The 20,874-nt window shown below is 35.2% G+C and carries 19 protein-coding genes and 2 pseudogenes; 7 read left to right on the forward strand and 14 right to left on the reverse strand.

Translation table 11 applies throughout. From position 1 onward, the window contains the following. Positions 1-22 precede the first annotated feature (22 nt). The 3 genes from DI487_RS07535 to DI487_RS07545 all read right to left on the reverse strand — a co-directional run bounded on the left by DI487_RS07535 (position 23) and on the right by DI487_RS07545 (position 5,193). Positions 23-1,879, reverse strand: coding sequence for a hypothetical protein (locus tag DI487_RS07535; RefSeq protein WP_109569097.1), 1,857 nt, complete (start codon positions 1,877-1,879; stop codon positions 23-25). Positions 1,880-1,887: 8 nt separating this feature from the next. Next, the gene (locus DI487_RS07540) at positions 1,888-2,514 is read right to left on the reverse strand and encodes a hypothetical protein (protein WP_245896555.1); all 627 of its coding nucleotides are present in this window, start codon (positions 2,512-2,514) and stop codon (positions 1,888-1,890) included. Between the two features lie 69 nt (positions 2,515-2,583). Further along, positions 2,584-5,193 carry a DEAD/DEAH box helicase family protein gene (locus tag DI487_RS07545; protein ID WP_109569099.1) on the reverse strand — a complete coding sequence of 870 codons (2,610 nt, stop codon included), beginning with the start codon at positions 5,191-5,193 and terminating at the stop codon, positions 2,584-2,586. Between the two features lie 45 nt (positions 5,194-5,238). On the opposite strand from DI487_RS07545, the gene hemB reads away from it, so the two are divergent. The 4 genes from hemB to DI487_RS07565 all read left to right on the forward strand — a co-directional run bounded on the left by hemB (position 5,239) and on the right by DI487_RS07565 (position 8,769). Continuing rightward, on the forward strand, positions 5,239-6,237 hold the full coding sequence (gene hemB, locus DI487_RS07550) for a porphobilinogen synthase (protein WP_109569100.1): 999 nt from the start codon (positions 5,239-5,241) through the stop codon (positions 6,235-6,237). Positions 6,238-6,623: 386 nt separating this feature from the next. After that, positions 6,624-7,682: a hypothetical protein gene (locus DI487_RS07555; RefSeq protein ID WP_109569101.1), complete on the forward strand. Its 1,059-nt coding sequence runs from the start codon at positions 6,624-6,626 to the stop codon at positions 7,680-7,682. 20 nt (positions 7,683-7,702) lie between these two features. Further along, complete coding sequence (locus DI487_RS07560; protein WP_109569102.1) at positions 7,703-8,164, forward strand: hypothetical protein; 462 nt, start codon at positions 7,703-7,705, stop codon at positions 8,162-8,164. Positions 8,165-8,238: 74 nt separating this feature from the next. After that, positions 8,239-8,769 (forward strand): hypothetical protein, encoded by a 531-nt coding sequence (locus DI487_RS07565; protein WP_146193396.1) that lies wholly within the window; start codon positions 8,239-8,241, stop codon positions 8,767-8,769. Positions 8,770-9,058: 289 nt separating this feature from the next. On the opposite strand, the gene DI487_RS07570 is transcribed toward DI487_RS07565, so the two are convergent. The 4 genes from DI487_RS07570 to DI487_RS07585 are packed head-to-tail and all read right to left on the reverse strand — an operon-like array spanning position 9,059 to position 12,263. After that, positions 9,059-9,877, reverse strand: coding sequence for a Rossmann-fold NAD(P)-binding domain-containing protein (locus DI487_RS07570; protein WP_245896556.1), 819 nt, complete (start codon positions 9,875-9,877; stop codon positions 9,059-9,061). After that, positions 9,877-10,227, reverse strand: coding sequence for a DUF2116 family Zn-ribbon domain-containing protein (locus tag DI487_RS07575; protein ID WP_109569104.1), 351 nt, complete (start codon positions 10,225-10,227; stop codon positions 9,877-9,879). The genes DI487_RS07570 and DI487_RS07575 overlap by 1 nt, the downstream gene beginning before the upstream one ends. Continuing rightward, positions 10,224-10,721 (reverse strand): DUF6265 family protein, encoded by a 498-nt coding sequence (locus DI487_RS07580; protein ID WP_109569105.1) that lies wholly within the window; start codon positions 10,719-10,721, stop codon positions 10,224-10,226. Before DI487_RS07580 ends, DI487_RS07575 begins: the two co-directional genes overlap by 4 nt. Positions 10,722-10,736: 15 nt before the next feature. Further along, positions 10,737-12,263, reverse strand: a complete 1,527-nt coding sequence (locus DI487_RS07585; protein ID WP_109569106.1) for a bifunctional GNAT family N-acetyltransferase/carbon-nitrogen hydrolase family protein — start codon at positions 12,261-12,263, stop codon at positions 10,737-10,739. Between the two features lie 184 nt (positions 12,264-12,447). Here DI487_RS07585 and DI487_RS07590 point away from each other — a divergent pair, with 184 nt between their 5' ends. Both DI487_RS07590 and DI487_RS07595 read left to right on the forward strand, forming a co-directional pair. After that, a complete protein-coding gene (locus DI487_RS07590; protein ID WP_109569107.1) occupies positions 12,448-12,768 on the forward strand; it encodes a single-stranded DNA-binding protein in 321 nt (106 codons plus the stop codon). Positions 12,769-12,784: 16 nt separating this feature from the next. Then, positions 12,785-13,108: a single-stranded DNA-binding protein gene (locus tag DI487_RS07595; RefSeq protein WP_109570632.1), complete on the forward strand. Its 324-nt coding sequence runs from the start codon at positions 12,785-12,787 to the stop codon at positions 13,106-13,108. 26 nt (positions 13,109-13,134) lie between these two features. On the opposite strand, the gene DI487_RS07600 is transcribed toward DI487_RS07595, so the two are convergent. The 7 genes and pseudogenes from DI487_RS07600 to panC all read right to left on the reverse strand — a co-directional run bounded on the left by DI487_RS07600 (position 13,135) and on the right by panC (position 19,960). Beyond that, on the reverse strand, positions 13,135-13,638 hold the full coding sequence (locus DI487_RS07600; RefSeq protein WP_109569108.1) for a nuclear transport factor 2 family protein: 504 nt from the start codon (positions 13,636-13,638) through the stop codon (positions 13,135-13,137). Positions 13,639-13,641: 3 nt separating this feature from the next. Continuing rightward, positions 13,642-14,975, reverse strand: a pseudogene (locus DI487_RS07605) (ammonium transporter). 111 nt (positions 14,976-15,086) lie between these two features. Next, entirely contained in the window at positions 15,087-16,451 is a 1,365-nt protein-coding gene (gene radA / locus DI487_RS07610) for a DNA repair protein RadA (RefSeq protein WP_109569109.1), read from the reverse strand. Positions 16,452-16,453: 2 nt separating this feature from the next. Then, positions 16,454-17,680, reverse strand: coding sequence for an alpha/beta hydrolase (locus tag DI487_RS07615; protein ID WP_109569110.1), 1,227 nt, complete (start codon positions 17,678-17,680; stop codon positions 16,454-16,456). Positions 17,681-17,715: 35 nt separating this feature from the next. Next, on the reverse strand, positions 17,716-18,681 hold the full coding sequence (locus DI487_RS07620; protein ID WP_245896557.1) for a lysylphosphatidylglycerol synthase transmembrane domain-containing protein: 966 nt from the start codon (positions 18,679-18,681) through the stop codon (positions 17,716-17,718). Positions 18,682-18,684: 3 nt separating this feature from the next. Beyond that, the gene (gene panD, locus DI487_RS07625) at positions 18,685-19,035 is read right to left on the reverse strand and encodes an aspartate 1-decarboxylase (protein ID WP_109569112.1); all 351 of its coding nucleotides are present in this window, start codon (positions 19,033-19,035) and stop codon (positions 18,685-18,687) included. Between the two features lie 77 nt (positions 19,036-19,112). Continuing rightward, positions 19,113-19,960: pseudogene (gene panC / locus DI487_RS07630) on the reverse strand (pantoate--beta-alanine ligase). 107 nt (positions 19,961-20,067) lie between these two features. On the opposite strand from panC, the gene DI487_RS07635 reads away from it, so the two are divergent. Further along, positions 20,068-20,874, forward strand: coding sequence for a glycogen/starch synthase (locus tag DI487_RS07635; protein WP_109569113.1), 807 nt, complete (start codon positions 20,068-20,070; stop codon positions 20,872-20,874).

The following is a 20,874-nucleotide window of genomic DNA, read 5'->3' on the forward strand; positions in this document are numbered from 1 at the left end:
TTGTTTTTAAAAGTTTTTTTTCTTATTTCAGATAGTCTATTAAATCTAAAGTCTGAATAATGATATTTTGATCTTGAGAAGTAAAGTTAAGTTCAGCTTCCAATTTCATTTTGTTGTGCTTTATTTTTTTAGAAGCACTAACCTGAAAGTTTTTAACCTGATCACTTATTTTTAAAATAGTAGCAGTGTCTTTTCCGAAATCTTCATTCATTAAATAACGTTTTACAAAACGATTGATGTCAAAATTTCCGAAACAGTAATTAGAAGATACATTCTTTTTAACCTTTTTAGCAAAAGCAGATGGAGCATTATCTCCTAGATACTCAAGTCCATTTGTAAAAACAAGCACTGCACCGTCTCTGAGTATGGCTACTTCTCCTAACTCTTTGTCTGTAAAAGTATAGTGTCCGTTTTCAGGAGTTAAAGCGTGTTTGCGAACCCCCAAATTGATAAGTTTTTCGCTCATAGTAGGATGGGAAGATGTTATGATCATAGAAAAAACAGGTTTGTTTTTAGTGATTGTTTTTTCTACTTCTGTTTCCTGGTAATCCTCATCATATTCAATACTGGTGTAGCTGTATTCATATTGTTCCATATCGTGGAAAAACAAAGTAAAGTCACCGTCAAATAAAGTTGCCGTTGCTTCCTCATCGATCAATGTAGTGATCAGGTCCATCATGATATCAACGTCTTGTTTTTCAACTGGTAAGCTTGATAACATTTGTTCTGCTATTTTCGGGTAATTTTTCAAAGCCTCAGCAGTATTGATATGGTAGCTTAAATATGCTAAAGGTTCGTTTTTCGGAAAATGATTAAAAGCTTTTTTATTTGGTTTTCTGCGCACTATTTTTGACATGATTTTAGCTAAAGCTTCTGTGTATTCAACAGTTTGTTCCATTCTAGCTTTCCCGTTTTCAAAGTATAAATCGGCTCCCATTCCTTTAATAGCATAGTCTGAAGGCACATTAGCTTTAGGAGTGAATGTAGAGAAAAGGGAGTAAAGACTGCTCACTTGACTGTAAACCGATTGGTAATCGATCCATGAAGAGATATCTGCTTTAGCATTGACTTTAGCAGAAGTAGGAGCAACAAAGCTTTTCTCAAACATTTGAGCAACCAAGGCTTCTTGTTTGGCTATTTTTTCTTCCTGAGTTTGCTCTCCTTCTTTTCTGTAATCTTGATAAAAATCATCATCGTATTCATCATCTTCAACAACAACTTCTTCCGATTCCCAGTCTTCATCATAAGGCTCAACTTCAGCTAAATTTCCAATCTCTTCTTCTGTTGGCGGCGGCGGTAATATTTCTCCTTCTCTGATTGTGGGTGTATCCTCATCATATTCTTCTATCTCAACTTCAACAACCTCTTCCTCCTCTTCATAGTAATCGTCATTATAATCATCATACTGATATGAATAAGGATTAGTGTTATAATTCGGAATATTCAATAACTCGAAAACAACCAGATTTTTTGAATCCCAAGCCATAGTGAAACCGGATCTAGATGTAACCATAGCATAAGTTGCATGTTTCTGGATAGAATCTCCTTTTTTTTGTGTTCTGTTTTGCAAAAACTGTTCAAACTTTTCAACCTGAGCTAAAGGGATCGTAACCTGATAATAAGGAATACTGTCCGTAAAATTACCATGAATACTGATCGCTCTTTCTTTATCTATAAAAGAAATAAAATCGTTTAATTTAATATTAGCGTTTTCTTTGTTGAATTCTTTAAAAGCTTTGTGAGTGAACAATTGATCAAGATCAACTTTTTTGTTCAATTGAGGCGTGTTGAATTGTACAAAATAATCGTAGTTTTCTTTTTTAACCTGACTAAAAGCGACGACAGGAAGGGCAACTAAAAAATAAAATAACTTTTTCATATAAAAAATTAAGGTGTAAAACGAATAGTATTGTTCATTAGATCATTGTTCTTTAACACATCCCAGATGTTGTGTTTTAAAAAAACAGTTCTCTTGGTTTTGGATAATTTAGAGTCAGGATTTTGAACAGAAGCAACATTTTCATCGAATGTATAAACAGCTACAATATTAGCTTTTAACAGGTCTTCTTTCTTATCTTCTTTTTCTATCAGGTTTTCGGGAATAGGATAAGAAGCAATACGTTCAAAAATTCCTTGCTTATTTTTAAAATGAATGAATCCTTTATGATTTTGATTGATGGAATTTAAAACAGCATTTAACGATTCAACAGAGGCGTATGAAAAACGGATCTTGAAAATGTAATTGCTGAAGTCATAAGACGTTGTCACTTTTGAGATTCCTTTTATTTTGGAAGCTTTTGCTCTGAATTGGGTCAGTTTTTCTTTGATCTCTTCTTCGCTGGGAATACTTACACCATCCACTTCTTTTAAAAAAATAGCCGATTTGGTTCTCAACCATGAATCAGAAAAATCAACAACTAAGCTATATTCACCGCTTTGGTCACTATTGTGTTTGATCTTTTCCGTGATTTGGAAACAACCCGTTAACAGCAAACACAAGCAAAGAGTGATCATTTTTTTCATGCTGCAAAAATAAGAGTATTTTTCAGAGATTTCTAACACTTTTAAGGAAAGATAAAGCTTCTAATTCCAGATCACGGCTTTTTTGGTGGTCTCCTTAAAGGTATTACTAATATGAAACATCCGGGCTTTGAGTAATAATCGTCTGCCTTTTAAGTGACGGGTAAAATAAAATCGGGATTCACCTACTTTTTCTTGCCAGTGCTTTTCAAAAAGCTGACAGTTTTTCTTTTTGTCGCCAAAAATGTCCGGTACGGAATAATAATTCTCGATCTCAAAATTTTTTCGGAACCAATTGGTCTTTACAATTAAATAACGCGGGTTTTGTATCGGTTCTAAAATTTGCTCTAATGCTTTTATGAATAAACCGCTTTCAAAATCAGAAACCCCTTTAATAGAAACAATAACGTCTCCTTTAGGATTAACGGACGAATTCAGAACAATAGTTTTTTCGGGAGTATTGATAAAGCCAGTTTCACACATGGAGGCTAAAAGAGCCTGACTGATCTTCAGGATGTCTTTGTGTAAAAAACCAAATTGGATATAAGCTTTAACGGCTTTATACGATTTAATGCCAAAGGTTAGTCCAAGAGCTGTTAAAAGAGAGTAAACAAAGGTAAGAATACCTTTGGTGAGTAAAATGTTCAGGTTCTTTAATAAGAATTGAGGCAAAAATAAAGAAAGAGAAACTGTTAGCTCTACGACCGAATACTTGACAACATCTTTAAATTTTTGCTCTTTTTCCTTTTGAAAGGGTTTATCTCCCGGATAATATTGTTTTATTTCTCTCGATAAAGAAGAACCTAGCCGAATAGCGTTGTTCCATCTCTCTTTCATTTGATCTCTCTGACCGGATTGTAATAAGGTATTGCGATTAAATTCCTCTAGGTTGAAAGCATTGTATTCAAAAGGGAGGTTTAAACGATCTATTCCGCTTTCAATGTAAACTTTCTCATCGTTTGAAATGCCTACATAAGAATCAAAACGACGTTTTAAGGTTTCAATATCTTTTCCGCCTTTACTATCAGTAGGGTCTAAACATACTAAATGCCAGATATTCCCGGTTTTATCAGGATTGTCTTTTGATGTTCGTATAGCCCTGCCTCTCATTTGATTGGAAGAAACAAAAGAGCCCACAAAGGAAGCTAAGATCAGAGTATTTATAGAAGGAGCATCCCAACCTTCTCCTAAAAGTGATTTTGTGCCGATCAGTATGGTAATCTTACCTTCTTCGAAGAGTTGCGTAATTGTTCGGACAATCTTATCAGAGGTATTTCCGGCATTGAGAACAATGTACTCTTCATCCGTTTTTAAAGTAGAAAAACTAATGTTTTCGCTAAGTGAATTTTGTAACGATTTATGAATGATAACATTGCTTCCGGAAAGTACCGCAATTTTGTTTTTGGGCAATTCACCTTTTAAACGATAAAAAATAGGAATAACACCTAAGCGGTTAATGCTATGGATTTCAGCTTCAGGAACATCAAGGAATTCTTTTTTGATATAATCCGTTAATACAACAGCTCGTAAATCAGATTTTAAAGTGGCATTTTCGCTTTTCAGGATACTAATTATACTTTCTAATTTACTGATGCTGTTAGCTAACGAACGATAAAGTGTCTTGGTTCCGACAAAATCAACAGTGTTATTTTCAAAAGCATGGATTTTTCGTATTTCCTGTTCCGTTTTCTCCAATAAAGATTCATAGGCTTCCAGATTTTTTCTGTCATTGATTAATAGGTTCTGCAATAAAATCTGAGCCCATGGCAAATCAAAAGCGGGAATCTCTATTTTTTCTGCCTTCTTAAATCCTAATAGGAGAAAATAGTTTTTAGAAAGCTTTGTTCCGCAATGGTTCAGGAAAATTAAAAGAGAGGAAAGGTATTCCGGATTGGCATAAATAGCAGTAAGGTTTTTATCCGTTTCCTTTAAGAAACGATGCTCGTTTACAAAATTAATGAAAGCTTCATTTGTACTCATAGCATCAAAAAAAGAGGCGATTTTCATTCTGTAATCAAGAATAAAATCGATTTCCTTTTGCTCGGGTTCAGAAAAGTAAACATAATCCTGATGCGGGCATAAGTCGCCTTCCTTAACCAAGTCGGGAACCACAATTTCATCATCAATTTCACCGCATAGTTTAAAATATTTATGAACTTCCAGTGCTTCGCTATCATAAGGAGGAGTTGCTGTTAAAGCTACAATGGTCTGCTGATGTTTTTCCTTCAGTTCGTATAAACATTTCCACCATTCGCTTTTGAGATGGTGACACTCATCCAAGATCAAAACTTCAATATTGTTTTCCTGAAAGAAGTTAAAATACTCTTCTTTAGAAGCGCACTTCTTATAAAAAGAATGAAGCGATTGATAGGTTGAAAAAGTAACATTTGAAGGGTTAGCAATATCAAAGGAAAATGCTTCAAAATAACACCCGTTCATAAAAAAAGTCTGTAGCCGATCCTGCCATTGATTCCGTATGGTTAAAGTAGGACAAAGTACTAAGGCTCTTTTATTGACCCTTCGCATTAGTTCAATTCCTAAAATTGTTTTTCCGGAACCCGGAGGCGCAATTACATGTAAGTGATTATCTTGTATATGAGATTGAAAATCGGCTAAAAACTGCTCTTGGTAGCTTCTCCAATTATAACAAAACTTTAGTTCTTTGAAAGGCATTTTACCTTATATATTTTTTAACTTTGTTCTCCAAATATAAGAATTATGTTCCCAATACACAGAGGCAGAAGATTAAGAGTAAACGAAAGCATTCGCAGTTTAGTTCGCGAAACTACTTTAAGTCCGGATGATTTTATGTTTCCCATGTTTATTGCCGAAGGCGAAAATGTAAAAGTAGAAATTCCGTCAATGCCCGGAATTTACAGAAGATCTATTGATCTGACAGTTGAAGAAGTTAAAGAATTATTTGCTCTGGGAATCAGAGCCGTTAATATTTATGTAAAGGTCAGTGAAGACTTAAAAGACAATACCGGAAAAGAAGCATGGAATCCAAATGGGTTAATGCAAAATACAATCAGAGCAATTAAAGCAGCTTGTCCGGAAATGATCGTAATGCCGGATGTGGCTTTAGATCCGTATTCCATTTATGGTCACGACGGGATCATTAAAGATGGCGATATTGCGAATGATGAAACAGTTGAAGCTTTAGTTAAAATGGCTGTTTCACACGCACAGGCCGGAGCCGATTTTGTAGCACCTAGTGATATGATGGACGGTCGTGTATTGCGGTTACGTGAAGGATTAGATGCAGCCGGTTTTCAGAATGTCGGAATTATGAGTTATTCGGCAAAATATGCTTCAGCCTTTTACGGTCCGTTTCGTGATGCATTAGATAGCGCTCCGAAAGAAGCAACAGTAAAAGTTCCGAAAGACAAGAAAACCTATCAAATGGATTATGCTAACCGTATTGAAGCTATTAAAGAAGCCCTTTGGGATGTAGAAGAAGGCGCTGATATGGTTATGGTAAAACCGGGGATGGCATATTTAGATATAGTTAGAGAAGTAAAAAATGCAGTGAATGTTCCAGTAACAGTATATCATGTTTCCGGAGAATATGCTATGATTAAAGCAGCAGCAGAAAAGGGCTGGCTGGATCATGATACAATCATGATGGAACAGCTAATGTGTATTAAAAGAGCCGGAGCCAGTTTAATTTCAACCTATTTTGCCAAAGAAGCGGCTATTTTGCTGAATTCAAAATAAATTGCTCAAACCAAAACTTTAACAAAATATACATTTTTTCTGTATCCAATTTAACAAATATAGCACCTATATTTGTTACGGTTAATAGCAGTAATTTTATTTCTTATCAAGAACATCTAGTCCCGAAATCCTTTCGGGACTTTTTGTTTTTGTGGATTTTTTGTGTCTCATGAGGATAAAATATGAAATTTTAACAAAATATACATTTTTCCTATATCCGAGTTATAAGAACAATGCTATACATTTGATCCCGATTCCCCTATCAACATTTTGTTCTTTTCCTGTACAGTAAAAAAGTACAGTGTAGAGGTATTAATTGTCCCAAACGGATCATAAACCCTTTTCAGCCGTCATAGTGAGAAATAAAAAGGTATAATGTTTATTAAATGAAATTAAAACGAAAGAAAAGACTGCTCTTAAGTTTATCGGGACTCTTAGTGCTGCTGTTGACCAACTGTGAGAAAGACTATGAGGAAAGTACAACAAACTACAATCTGACAACCTCCCGTTTTGACATTCGGGTTCTGGATAGTGAACAGATCCTGTCCAATGCTAAGGTTATGGACGAATTACAAAAGATTGCAGGGCAAACCAAAGCACAAGCCACCGGAACGGGAACACCGATAGGTACTTCCCGAATCCTTTACAATTCAACCTACGGCTTTTCCGTAAACACCGCTTATGTGAAATACGTGGAAGATACCACAACGGGGAAACATTCCTATAACTTTCCGCTTACGCGGGATAGTTTGGTCACTTCCCATTTGGAAAATCTCTTGCTATCGTCGCGTTCCGACGGGAGTTACGATGCGTATATCGTAGAATATGGTTTTTCAAAGGACGAATACAATGCTGTGTCTCAAACAACGCTGAACAACACAACGACTCGTTATTATCCGATAGATTTTGACACTTCGGTCTTCAACAGCGGCGAGTTAAACAAAATGGTGCTGGAATACAGTTGTGTAGAAATATGGTCATTGGAAGTCGTACCGGCGCATCAGGGTGACAACACAGGTGGGGAACTCTACACGGAAGAATGGGTATTGGTCTCCAACGAGTGTACCTGGAATTACTACGATGACGGAACAGATGGCAGCAGCGGAAGCACCACGACCACAACCGGAGTAGAGACCTCGGGCGGTGTAGGCGGTAGTGGCAGCGGAGGCAGTACCGGAGGTACAACAGGAGATAATTCTGATACCGGAGATAGCTGCAAAGGTTGTAGTGATGGCGCAATAATTTCTATTCCGGCAGTTGAATCTGCTGTAGAACTAATCACACCTTGTAAAAAAATTTTAGATCAGTTGAATAACTCTGATTTTAAAGAGAAAGAACATATTGTTAATAGTAGTTCTGCTTTTAATGCCGATCATGAGATAGGTTTTTCCCAAAATTCAGATAATAGCTTCAATGAACTTACAGCAGACGGGGGCATGCTTTAGATATTCCGATAAATAGTAATATGATTGGCTATATTCATTCTCATATAAATCGCTATGAGGTACCTGATAGTAATGGTGATGGAATCCCGGAGGAAGTAAAACCTATAAAAATGCCATCTCCGGGTGATGTGATTAAATTTCTTATCTTACTTCAAAATGCTGATAACAATGGAATACCTTTGTCAGATGTTTATGGAAGTATGTATTCAGCAGTAAATGATTATACATTAAAATTTACAGGAGACATTCAGGATGTTCTGGCAAATATTAATAATCTAAGAACTTTAAAGAATAATAAAACATTGGATAAAAAATACATGGAATATTTTAAGAAATATAAACTTAACAGAGAAAAAGCCTTTTTAAAATTTCTAAAAAATGAGATAGGGATTGAGGGTATAAGGCTTTTTAAAATAAACGGTAAAACGGTTAAGGAAAAGTTTTTAAATGAAAATGGAGGAGTATCTTCTCAAGACTGTTAGTAAATTAAATAATTTTTAAAATTGAAATAATGATTAAAAAGATAATATTAATATTCATTTTAATAATCAACTTATTGGGTTGTAAAGCACAAATCATATCATCTTCGCAAAATATAATACCTATAGAAGATTATATAACATATCCTTACGATGTTCCTGAAGGATATTATATAAAAGATGTAAATAATTTATTTGATAAATATATTGGTACATGGACTGGAATTTATGATGGTAAAAATTATGAATTTGTTGTTACGAAATATACATCTTCTTTTTTAGAAATTGCAATGGATGAATTAATAATCCGTTACAAAATAACAGATGCTTCTACCGGAAATGTGATTATAGATACTACTCCTCTTTTAGATGATTCACCAATGATGATAACAGGAAGCTATCTGGATGAAAATGGTGAAACCTATCATTTAGAGTATATGGGAGAAGATTTCATATGTGGTCAGAACGGTTATGTACTAATAGCTGTTGTGAATAACAATACTCAGATGAATTTAGCATATGCTGTTAAAGGAGAGAAAACGACTGATTGTTTAACCGGGACAGCAGAACAGGTGTTGCCTCCTTTTATCACTTTGACGAAACAATGATGCCACTTTATAATGTGAAATGGATTCGGTTTATGAATTTATGTTCTTTTATAAAACTTTAACAAAATATACATTTTTTCTGTATCCGAGATAGGTTCAGGCTGTCGTATATTTGTGATGGTTAATAGCAGTAATTTTATTTCTTATCAAGAACATTTAGTCCCGAAATCCTTTCGGGACTTTTTGTTTTTAAAATGTAATGTATCGTATTTTATTGTAAAAATTCTGCTTCAGCTAAATAAATGGGTTATTTCTGAACAAAGCAGGATCAAAAAATAAGACTGTAAAACTAAATCATAAACTGAAAAGTAAAGTTGTACTTTTCACGCAAATATTTACAACTAATATATTTGCCTTTTGAGATAGAGTTTTCTTTAAAAGTAAGGGAATCTAAATTTAATTCTAAGGCTTTTTGGGGATAATAATCTTTTCGTTTGGGATGTTTCGGATAAGCTACATTTAAGGTTTTGTTCCAGAGTTTATTATTGATAATATGAAAAATAAAGTTAATACAATCTTGTCGGTGAATTAAATTAACCGGAGCTTCCGGATTATCAATGTTACTTTTTCCTGCAATGTGATAAATAGGATGTCTATCTTCACTTATTAATCCTCCGAATCGTATAATGGTAGATTGAAAGTGTGTGTTATAACGCAATCGATTCTCTGCTTCTAAGAGTTGCTTACCTCTTTCGTTATTTGGGTGAGGAGCTGTGTCTTCATAGATGGTTTGCATAGGAAAGCTGTCCGGAAATACGGCAGTTGAACTTACGAAAATAATATGTTCAATCGTTGATCTTTCAATTATCGGGAGGCAGTTTTCTATTTTTTTTACTAAACTTTCAGGGGAATCTGCTTTAAATCGGGGAGGAAAGTTGATGATTAGAATCTGACTACCGTCTAAAAAATGGTCAAAATTTCCAAAAACTTCGTTCTCTTTCAATTCTACTAAGTACGGAATAATGTTTTTGCCTTTTAAAAGGTCATGATTAGCGACAGAAGTTGTGGAGCCCTTAACAAGGTAATCCTGCTCCAGAAATTGTTCAGCTAACGGTAAACCAAGCCAACCGCAGCCTAATATAGAAACTTGTTTTTGCAATTTTGCCATTACGAATCTTTTTTTACTAAAACATATTGGTCATTTTCAATAGTCATATACCCCTGATCATACAAAAAATAATAGGTATTCCCGTTTTTGGTGTGATAAATGGAAGTCATGAATTCAAAATCAAACCCCTTACTTAATAATTTGGTCCGACTGATTTTTGTTTTTCCATCAGGATTCAACTCATTTAAGATACGATAATTTTTGCGCAATTTATTATTAATATTCCGCATTAGATTATTATGATCTTTATTCATTTTATTATTGTAGGCATTACGACAGCTATCACTGCAAAATTTTTTATCTTCACGGCCTACAATTTTTTCTCCGCATTCTAAACAAGTCTTACTCATGATTTTTCCCTTTTATAGTTAAAGAGCATTTCTTCGCCCGATTTCTCAAAAACAACATAAATGTTTATTTCGTTATCGGATACTTTTTCAAAGGTAAAGCGGTCAAAATAAACGCGGTTTTCATCCTGTTTCACTAAACGGAATGTTTGTTTTTCATCTGCTTTTTCCCAGCCTTTCAGGTCAGGGCCGAAATGTTTGAGCTCTAAAAAAAGCGTATTGTCTGCTTCAATAATATGTCCTAACTCATAAAAGATCACCTTGTCATTTTCGAGAAACTTAAAGCAAAATAGCATTGTATTACCACTTGGTTGATCCCAAAATTCTTCGCAGGTTCCTCCCATGGCTTCACCCCGCCAGGTTCCGGAAATCCATTTTACATCCTGTAAAGTAGCTTTAGGGGAACCTTTTTCATCATTATAGGTTAGGGTGTTTTGCCCTATGGCTTTACCCGATAAACTTAATAGTAATAAGATGGAAAATAAATGCTTAAGCATAGGAAAAAGTTTAAATTATTTTAATTTTTTTAGTTTGTATAGATCATGTCTTCGATCCTTGAGTGTCTGAACACTCCCGTGTTCATGTAATTCTTTCAGAACATCGATGTCAACATCAACGATCAGAGTCATTTCTGTATTCGGAGTAGCTTCGGCTTTTACACCATTGCTTGGAAAAGCAAAATCTGAAGGGGTAAAGACAGCTGCTTGTGCATATTGGATATCCATATTATTTACTTTAGGCAAGTTGCCTACACATCCGGCTATGGCAACATAACATTCATTTTCAATAGCTCTGGCCTGTGCACAATGACGTACACGTGTATAACCGTTTTGTGTGTCGGTCAGAAAAGGAACAAATAAAATATTCATTCCCTGATCAGCCATTAATCGAGATAATTCCGGGAACTCAACATCATAGCAGATAACGATTCCTATCTTTCCGCAATCGGTATCAAATGTCTGAATGGTATTGCCTCCGGTTATTCCCCAATGGAAAATTTCATTTGGGGTAATGTGTATCTTGCGATACATATCGAATGTTCCGTCCCTACGACAAAGGAATCCTGCATTATACACATGGTTTTCTTCAACAAAAGGCATACTTCCGGTAATGATGTTGATATTGTATGATATGGCAAATTCTTGCATTCTCTTGCGAACGAGTTCTGTATATTTTGCCAATTCTTTAATGGCTTCTGCTTCAGACAGGTGATTGTAATCTGCCATGAGCGGAGCAGTGAAGAGTTCCGGAAACATAGCAAAATCACTGCCATAACCTGAAACAGCATCGATAAAAAATTCTACTTGTTCAAATAAGGCTTCCAGATTTGCTAAAGGACGCATTTGCCATTGGATCAAACCTAATCGAATGACACTTTTTTCAACATTGATGAGTTTTTTGTTTTCTTCGTAGTAAATGTTATTCCAGTCAAGTAAAACCGCATATTCTTGCGATCGTTTGTCGCCTTCTAAATAATTCCGCATCACACGTACCGGCTGAAAGTCATTGCTTAATTGAAAAGTCAGAACAGGGTCATATATCTCTTTTCGGTTAACTTTATCAATATATTCTTTAGGAGACATTTCGTTTGCAAATTGACTATAATGTGGAATTCTACCGGAGAAGACAATGGCTTTTAAATTCAGTTGTTCACACAATTCTTTCCGGGCATCATACAGACGTCTTCCTAAGCGTAGTCCGCGATATTTAGGGTGTACAAATACGTCGATACCATATAAGATGTCTCCTTCTTCTGTATGTGTAGTGAACTTGTAATTGCCGGTTACTTCTTTGTAGTTGTGAGTTTTATAAGCTAGTTTTTCAGGAACAATAATTGAAAGAGCAGAACCTACAACGACGTCATCTGCTAAAATTACTAATTGCCCTTCCGGAAAAATATCAAGTAATTTTTTGATGTCGCTCTCAGCCCAGTAGGAATTTTCCATGTCAGGATAGGCTTCTATCATGGAATTTCGCAATTGTTTATAGTCTTCGATCTGTAAGTTTCTTAATTCTACTTTTTTTATTTCTTGGCGCATAAAGTGTTGGTTTTAAGTAAAGATAATAAAAATATTTTCCGTTTACAAACGGTTACAATTATTTACAACCGAAATTAAGTGGATAAATACCGAATAAATTTTGCGACTCATTTCATCTTTGCCTCGTCAAACAGTGTAATTGTTGACAGTAAATTATTTTTTAACATTTTAATTTTTATACGCCATGAAAAACAGAGTTCAATTAATCGGACATGTAGGTCAAGAACCGGAAATCAAAAATTTAGAATCAGGAAAGTTCGCCAGCTTTTCAATTGCCACAAATGAAAGCTATACTAATTCTAAAGGAGAAAAAGTACAACAAACGGAATGGCATAGAGTTGTTGCTTGGGGAAAAACAGCACAAATTATCGAACAGTATGTAACCAAAGGAAAAGAGTTAGCCGTTGAAGGCAGATTGTCACATAGAAACTATGAGGATAAAGAAGGCGTTAAACATTATGTAACGGAAGTGGTTATTAATGAGGTTATGTTTCTGGGTAAATAATTTAAAAGATAAGGATATGAAAAATTCAGTTCAATTAATCGGTTATGTAGGTCAGGAACCGGAAATAAAGATTTTAGAGGAAGGGAAAAAATTAGCGAATATTTCTATGGCAACCAATGAAGTATATTTCAGGGAAAATGGTGACAAAGTAGAAAAAACAGAATGGCACAGAGTTGTTGCTTGGGGAAAAATTGCAGAGATCATTGAGAAATATGTAGTAAAAGGAAAGAAGATTGCCGTTGGGGGTAAATTAACGCATAGGAGTTATGAAGATAAAGAGGGAAATACCTGTTACGTTTCAGAAATTCTAGCAATAGAGATTACCTTTTTAGGAAATTAAAAAAAGCGGTCAATTGACCGCTTTTTTTAATTTTTACTTTCTAGTATTTTGTTTTCCAAAGGTGACTTGATGGTTACTACTTCTTTAGCATTTTCGTTAGGGATTGTCATGGACAGAACATAATGTTTAATCTTCCATTCCCCTTTTTCGCGAATCAGAATACCACTTCCCCGACAAAGTTTCATCTGGGTATCCAAGAGTTCGTCGAACCAAACTGTTTTTTTATCGGACGACAAATAAATATGTCTTTCAAGAGCTATGAAATTCCATGCTTTTCCCCTGTCAAAATAAGGTTTGGCAAACGCCATGAATTCTTTTTTGGTCCAATTTTCAGTAGCATCAGTACCAATGTAAATAGATTCGTCAGACAATAGGTGAAAGTAGGCATCAAAATCTGCCCTGCCGGCAGCAGCATGCCAGTTATCTAAAATTTGGTTGATCTCTTTTTTTATCTTTTCATCATCTGAAATGTTCTTTTGGAAAGAAAACAAACTACAGATAATTAAAAAGAAAATACCTTTTTTAAACATATATTAAAGCTTTTCATCGTGTTGCGATAAATCTAAGCCAATGCGCTCAGCTTCATCAGATACGCGTAAAGGTATAAATAAATTAGTTACTTTATATAAAAGTAAAGCTCCGAAAAAGGTGAAAGCAGATACAAGGATCAATGCTAGCATGTGATGACCGAAAACTGACCACCCACCATGTAATAGACTGGCATTTTCACCTTCTGCAAAAATAGCAGTAAGAATCATTCCCATGATACCACCAACACCGTGACAGGCGAAAACATCCAATGTATCATCAAAAGCTTTTAATTTTTTCCAGTTAACCATCAGGTTAGAAACAATAGCTGCGGCAAATCCGAAGAAGATACTTTTAGGAATCGAAACAAATCCGGCTGCAGGTGTTATTACAACTAAACCGACAACGGCTCCGATGCAGGCATTCATTGCAGAAACTTTTCTTCCGTTGATTCGGTCAAAGAATATCCAGGTTACCATAGCAGAAGCAGATGCAATAGTTGTTGTAGCAAAAGCCATAGCGGCTGTTCCGTTTGAAGCTAAAGCAGATCCGGCATTAAAACCGAACCAACCGAACCATAGCATACCTGTTCCCAATAGCACAAAAGGAATATTGGTTGGAATGTGTTCACTGTTCTTTCTTTTTCCTAAAACCAAAACACCTGCTAAAGCAGCAAAACCGGCACTCATGTGAACAACGGTTCCACCGGCAAAATCTTTAACCCCGAAGAAACTTCCTAATAGCCCGTTCGGATGCCAAACCATGTGGCAAAGCGGTGCATATATAAAAACAATGAATAAGCAGATAAATAATAAATAGGAAATAAACCGAACTCTTTCTGCAAAAGATCCGGTTATGATGGCCGGAGTAATTACGGCAAATTTCATCTGAAATAAGGCAAACAGTACAAAAGGGATTGTACTGGCTAATGCATTATGAGGTAACGAAGAGACATTGTTGAAGAAGAGAAAATCTAATGGATTGCCGATTAATCCATAAGTTGTTCCTCCGATTTCAAAACCGATAGGAGAGCCAAAAGACAAACTAAAACCGACAATTACCCATAGTAAACTTACAACACCCAAAGAAATAAAACTTTGGAGCATAGTGGAAATGACATTTTTTTTACCGACCATCCCCCGTAAAAGAACGAAAGTCCGGGAGTCATCAACAAGACAAAAGACGAAGAGGTTAATAGCCAAGCAACATCAGAAGTGTTAATGTTGTCTTCTGAAAGAAACTGATCTTTTAAATCATTTGAACCAGTCCAAAATAAACTGGTAATAGCAATAAGGGTAATCAAAGCAAAAGAAATAACCCATCTTTTCTCTATTTTCATAATTCAGTAGTTTTAACAAAACTAAAAAATATTTTGAAACACCCCTGTAAAAAATAGGGGTATTAACGCTTAAAAACAAAAAAGAGAATATTTGTTGTGTTTTTTTAAGGGTTATCCAAATAATTCGCTTACGACATCTTCTATTTTGGAAACCAATACAATTTTTATTTTACTGCTTTTTAGTGAAATTTTATTGTGTTTAGAGACTAAAATCGTCGTGAAACCTAATTTTTCAGCTTCCTGAATTCGTTGGTCAATTCTATTCACAGGACGAATTTCTCCGGAGAGTCCAACTTCTCCTGCAAAACAGAATCCTTCCTCTATAGCAATATCTTCATTGGAGGATAAAATAGCCGCTACAACAGCCAGGTCGATAGCGGTGTCGTCAACAGAAATCCCACCGGTTACATTTAAGAAAACATCTTTCGTTCCTAACCGGAAACCGGCGCGTTTTTCCAAAACAGCTAAAATCATATTCAGGCGTTTGGCATTATATCCGGTTGCACTGCGTTGAGGTGTTCCGTAGACAGCAGAACTTACCAAAGCCTGAATTTCAATCATTAACGGGCGCATACCTTCTAAAGTGCAGGCAATTGCCGTACCCGAAAGAGCTTCTTCTTTGTGAGAAATTAAAATTTCAGAGGGGTTTTCAACTTCCCGTAAACCGTTGCCTAACATTTCGTAAATACCTAATTCAGCAGTAGAACCGAAACGGTTTTTTAGGGAACGTAAAATCCGGTAAACATGGTTTCGATCGCCTTCAAATTGTAAAACGGTATCAACCATGTGCTCTAAAATTTTAGGACCGGCAATAGTTCCGTCTTTAGTAATATGTCCGATTAGGATAACCGGTGTATTAGTTTCTTTGGCAAATTTTATTAATTCAGCAGTACATTCTCTGATCTGAGAAATGCTTCCGGCTGATGATTCAATGTAATCGGTTTGTAAAGTCTGAATGGAATCAATAATGACAATTTCCGGTTCTATTTCCTGAATTTGTCTGAAAATATTTTGTGTTTTGGTCTCTGTTAAAATATAGCAATTCTCGCTAGATGGTAAAATACGTTCAGCACGCATTTTAATTTGTTTCTGACTTTCTTCTCCGGAGACATAAAGAGTTCTGTAAGGAAGTTTTAGTGAGATCTGCAATAAAAGAGTACTCTTTCCGATTCCGGGTTCGCCCCCTAATAAAGTTAAGGAACCGGGAACTAAGCCACTGCCTAAAACCCGGTTTAACTCTTTGTCATTAGTGTTTAACCGGATTTCCTCAGTGGTGTCTATTTCTTTTATGAGAAGTGGTTTGCTGCTTTTTGTTTTTTCTTGTGAGGAAGCTGTTCGCCAAGTGGATTTATCTTCTTTTTGGATTACTTCTTCAACTATAGTGTTCCACTCTTTGCAAGTATAACATTGGCCTTGCCATTTAGAATAGGACGTGCCGCATTTCTGGCAAAAAAAAGCAGTTTTTATTTTACTCATGTTTATTCTTCTCCTTCTTTTTTCTCGCTGCCATCTTCCGTTGTACCTTCTTCCGGTAGTGGTTCTGCGTATTCTTCTACTTTAGAGTCGTCTTCTTTGTCTTTTAAGCTTTCAGCTCTGGATAACATAAAATCTTTAGTCAGTTCACGAATAGGTTCTCTTGAAAAGGCTCTTTTGTATTCTTTAACGGCTTTTTTGTATTCTCCCATTTTTTCATAATACAATGCTTGGTGGTAGATACTTAAAGTTGTCTTCGGATATTGCTTTTCAGCATATTTTGAAAGTTCCTGTAGTTCCGGATATGCTTTGTTTTTTATGATAGCCGCTTCAATTGCTTTAAAATCCGTTAGACGAGGCTGTATCTTTAAGCCTAGTTTTTCTTCTAAATTTTTGTATTTGTCAATTAAATATTGAGCATAACCTGAATCCAGTTTTAAGATCTTTTCCTGAAATTCTACCATTGAAATAGGTTGGTAGCCGTCAAATATGAAATAGAGTGCCTGCGGTATAGCCTGAGCTACTAAAGAATAGTGAGAAGCTCCTTTGATAATATCAGAACGGTATTTAAAACTTTTATCGGGTATTGCATTGATATTTTGGTCCAAAATAGCCGCGCGCTCCTGCAATTCTTTTAAATCACCTTCTCCGGAGGCTTGATAGTAGAAAATAGGTTTCGTGATAACAGCTAATCTGTCAGCTACTCTTTTTTCCATATCGGGTGCAAATTCGGGCGCTAAAGAGATATAACCGTTAAAAATGGGGTTGTCTTTATACAGATAGAAGTTTAAAAATCCGGCGGTTGTATCGTGACCAGCTATAATTCTGAAAGGTTGGGTTCTATACTTCCCTTCAACGTAAGGGAGTAATTCAAAGCCGATAAATTCGAAGAAATTGGCTCCCGTTCCTGAAGGAAGTCCGGCTTCGTCAAATTCGCTGTCCTGAAAGCGTTTGTCTCCGTTTTGGAAAACCGAAACAACGATCATTTCCGGCAGATCGTCCCAATAAGCACCATATTTTAAAATTCCGGTAAACGGACTGGCTAGATATTCTCCGTCCAATATGACTAAAACGGGGTATTTTTTATCTATATTTTGTTCGTAACCGGGAGGAAGAACGACATTAAATTCTCGGGCTTCACCTAGTTTTTTAGATTCGATGGTTTCGCGAAAAGTTTGCGAAAAGCCAATAGAAGTAATGGAAAACAATAATAATAAAAGTGCTGTTCTCATGGGGAGTTGTTTTTACAGAAATTAAAAGCAATATACTAATTAATTTCTTTTTTCGTAAAGGTTGATAAAATTAAAAAGGCAATTCCTCCGAGAAGAATTGTAATGATTAGTTGAGAGGTCCAGACAACCCAGCCGAATGCTTGTCCTGATTCTTCGGGAATGTTATATAGAAAAAGGATCTTAGCGATCAAAACAGGGAAAAAACCAAATCCACCGTTAGTAAATGCAATGGTTAAACTGCCGATTACAAATGCAACAATTACAGCATTGAAAGAGATCATTCTGGTTTCCTGCAGGGCAAATACAACAGAGTAGAACATTAAGATATAAGTAAACCAGATTAAAAAAGTCTGGAATAGAAACATCCATTTGCGAGGCATTTTAAAAACGCTTAACATGCCTTCCGTTAAACCGGATATCTTTGATTTAATGGTTAAAATGAATTTCCATTTTGAAAAGATAAGCAGGTAAATCCCGATAAATGCTGCTGTAAATCCTAAAACACCTAAAATAATTAATGGTTTCAGAGGAATGTTTTCTAACAGGAAAGCTTTTAAAGTGTGGAATTCAATTGAAACAGCAGTTAATATGAATAAGAGTAATACAATAAAGTCAATTATTCTTTCAGAAATAATGGTTCCGAAGCCTTTGTCAAAAGGGACATCTTTGTATTTGGTTAAAAGAGCAGCTCTTGAGATTTCTCCTGATCGGGGAATGGTTAAATTTAAAAAATAACCAATGCTTACAGCGGTTAGATTGAACTTAAAATCTGCCGGATAACCGACATATTCCAAAGTGTATTTCCAGCGATAAGCCCGCAAGGCATAGCCTAAAAAGGATAAAATTCCGGACAATAAGATGAAAGAGTAATCAGCTCCGTAGATGGAGTGTTTCATTTGTTCGATCTGATCGTCGGAAAACTTGTTAAATTCATATACTATCAGCATAGCTCCTAATAAAATAGGTAGCAATACACTAAGTATTTTTTTGAACTTTTTCAAGTTTTAAGTTAAAGAATTATCCTTCTCGTTAGGGAAAACAATTGTAGGCTTAAATGTTTTTGCTGCTTCAAAGTCCATTAAACCATAAGAGATAATGATAACGATATCTCCTCTGTGTACTTTTCGGGCAGCAGGACCGTTTAAAGTGATCTCACCAGAATTTCGAGGACCTTTAATAGCGTATGTTTCTAATCGTTCACCGTTGTTAATGTTAACAATTTGAACTTTTTCACCTTCAATGATATTAGAAGCTTCTAGTAAAGCTTCATCAATGGTAATGCTACCGATGTAATTTAGGTCGGCACCGGTAACGGTCACTCTGTGAATTTTTGATTTTACTACTTGAATTTGCATGGTGCAAAGGTAATTATCTTCAAATAAATTATGTAATTTTTTAACTAAAAGAAAAGAATTGAGAAATTTGGGTTAATTTAATACAGGGCAATATTATCTATTAATCGTATGTTTTCGATAAAGGCAGTAATAAATCCCCTATATTTTTTATGAGGATCTTTCTCAATGCATGACAAAAGCGTTTCTTCATCTGCGATCTCAAAATATTCCAATTCAAAGTCAGGTTCTTTCTCAAAAGTGGTGTATACAAAATCAATTACTTCTTTTGCAGAGCGTTGTTGAAATTGTTCTTTGGCTTCTTGTAAGACCTTGTAAATAAAAGCAGCTTTTTCTTTAGCGTCAGCGGAAAGTCTTTCGTTGCGGGAACTCATGGCTAAACCGCTAGAAGCTCTGTGAATAGGACAGCCAACTATTTTTACCGGTAGTTTTTCTTTGCTGACTAATTTTTTGATGATCTGAAGCTGCTGGAAATCTTTTTCTCCGAAATATGCTCTTGTAGGTTTAATGGTCGCAAATAGTTTTTTGATAATAGTTCCTACTCCGTCAAAATGACCCGGTCTTTGTTTTCCCTCCATTTGTAATTCTAAACCATCAAAATTAAAATGCTCGGCAATGGGAGATTTACCATAAATATCTTCTACTGTGGGAGCATATATTAAAATAAGATCATTTATTTCTTTTACTTTGTCAATATCCTGATCAAGTGTTCTCGGGTATTTTTCTAAATCTTCGGTGTTATTAAATTGAGTCGGATTAACAAAAATGCTAATAACGGTTATTTCGTTTTCTGCTACAGATCTTTTTATTAATGATTGATGTCCCTCGTGCAGAGCCCCATAGTAGGGACAAAACCAATGGTCTTTTTTTGATTAATTAAAGGGTTTAGAAAAGCTTCTAATGAGTCCTTATCGTTAAAAATAAACATCGTGTAAATATTATGTTTGCGGTGCAAACTTACTATTTTAATGGATAAGTCCATAAATTTTTGTAATTTTGCATGTTTTTTGAGAGCAATTTGATAAACAAAATATTATGAAAGACAAGAGGATATTATATGTATCATCTGAAGTAGTGCCATATTTGGCAGAAAATGAAGTGTCAATACAGTCGTATGAATTCCCTAAGATGATTAATGATCTGGGTGGGCAAATACGAATCTTTATGCCTAGATACGGAAATATTAATGAGAGAAGGCATCAGCTGCATGAGGTAATTCGTCTTTCAGGGATGAATTTAGTGGTAAATGATATGGATATGCCTTTAATTATCAAAGTTGCTTCAATTCCTAAAGAGCGTATTCAGGTTTATTTTATTGATAATGATGAATATTTTAAAAGAAAAGCAACTTTTTCAGATGAAGAAGGGAATTTCTTTACAGACAATGATGAGAGAGCTATCTTTTTTGCAAAAGGGGTTGTGGAAACGGTAAAGAAATTGAATTGGGTACCGGATGTAATTCATGTACATGGTTGGATGGCAGCATTGTTGCCGGTTTATTTGAAGCATTATTATAAAAATGAAGGGATTTTTACAGATACTAAAATCGTAAGCTCTATTTATAATTCCGGATTCGAAGGCGCATTAGAAACAAATTTCAAAGATAAATTAGCATTTGATGCTATTGGAGAAAACGCTTTAAAAACAGTTGAAGATCCTACGTTTGAAAATTTGATGAAGTTAACAATTGATCATTCAGATGCGTTAATTATAGGTTCAGAAGAGCTGAATCCAAATTTAACAAAATATATAGAAACTTCAGAAAAACCTTTTTTACCTTTCGAACCAAAAGATAAAATCAAAGATGAATACGTTGATTTTATTCGAAAGAATTTATTTTAA

The sequence above is a fragment of the Flavobacterium sediminis genome (assembly GCF_003148385.1).
Classification (GTDB): domain Bacteria; phylum Bacteroidota; class Bacteroidia; order Flavobacteriales; family Flavobacteriaceae; genus Flavobacterium; species Flavobacterium sediminis.